Here is a 1,380-nt window from a genome sequence, read left to right on the forward strand (position 1 = left end):
GCGATGGCACGGGGGCAGGGAAGGGCAGGCAGATCGCCGCCTGCATCCTTGATGGATGGCTTGCCGGACGCCGGAAGGCCATCTGGGTATCGAAGAACGAGAGCTTGCTTGAGGATGCTCGCCGCGACTGGAGTGCCATCGGCGGCCTTGCGGCCGACATTCAGCCGCTGTCCAACTGGAAGATCGACCAGGCGGTGCCGTTTCGCGAAGGGATCCTGTTCGTCACTTACCCCACCCTTCGCAGCCAGCGTCAGGACGCCACGCGTCTCAAGCAATTGCTGGACTGGGCGGGCGAGGAATTCGAGGGTGTGATAGCCTTCGATGAGAGCCACGAGATGGGCGGTGTTGCAGGGGGCGAGGGCGCCCGGGGCACAAAAAGCGGATCTTTGCAGGGCATCGCCGGCGTGCTGCTGCAAAACAATCTGCCCGATGCCCGAGTTCTCTACGCCTCTGCGACCGGGGCCTCGGAGGTCAACAACCTTGCCTATGCCGTGCGGCTCGGACTGTGGGGACCCGGCACCGCGTTTGCCAACAGGGAAGATTTCATCAGCCAGATCAGGGCAGGGGGCATCGCAGCGATGGAACTCGTTTCGCGCGACCTCAAGGCACTTGGGCTCTATCAGGCGCGCGCGCTCAGCTTTGCAGGGGTCGAATACGACATCCTGAAGCATGACCTGACCGCTCAGCAGATCGCCGTCTACGACACTTATGCGGATGCCTGGGCGATCATTCATCAGAACCTTGAGGAGGCGCTGGAGTTGACCGGCGTCGTCGATGAAATCGACGGCGCAACGCTCAACAGCGGTGCGAAAGCCGCAGCGCGAAGCCGGTTCGAAAGCACCAAGCAGCGGTTCTTCAACCAGCTGCTGCTGTCGATGAAGTTGCCCACGCTGATTGCTGCCATCAATAGCCATCTGGACCGGGACGAGGTGGTGGTGGTTCAGCTGGTCTCGACCGCCGAAAGCATCCTCGATCGCCGTCTCGACAGCCTTTCGCCAGAAGAGCGCGCGGAGCTCGACCTCGACCTCAGCCCGCTCGACGCTGTGATCGAGTACCTCGAACGCGCCTTCCCCACGCAACAGATGCAGGAATTCGTCGATGATACCGGCACCCAGCGCTCTGCGCCGATGTTCGACGAGGAAGGCCGTCCCGTCCACAACCAGACTGCGATCGCCCGCCGCGGCGAGATGATCGAGCACCTGTGCGCCATGCCGCCGATCAAGCCAGCGCTGGACGGGATCATCGAGCACTTTGGACCGGAGAAGGTCGCCGAGGTGACCGGGCGCAGCAAGCGGCTCATAACCCAGAGCGACGGCCAGCAGCGGCTCGAGACCCGCTCGCCGCGGACGAACCAGTCCGAGACCGACCAGTTCATGGATG

1 protein-coding gene is annotated in these 1,380 nt (G+C 63.2%); it reads left to right on the forward strand.

What is annotated here, in order from left to right; all coding sequences use genetic code 11:
- A partial coding sequence (locus AX708_RS12825; RefSeq protein WP_197426391.1) for a strawberry notch family protein occupies positions 1–1,380 on the forward strand: 1,380 nt, incomplete at both ends.

The sequence above is a fragment of the Erythrobacter sp. CCH5-A1 genome, assembly GCF_001557115.1.
Lineage (GTDB): Bacteria > Pseudomonadota > Alphaproteobacteria > Sphingomonadales > Sphingomonadaceae > Erythrobacter.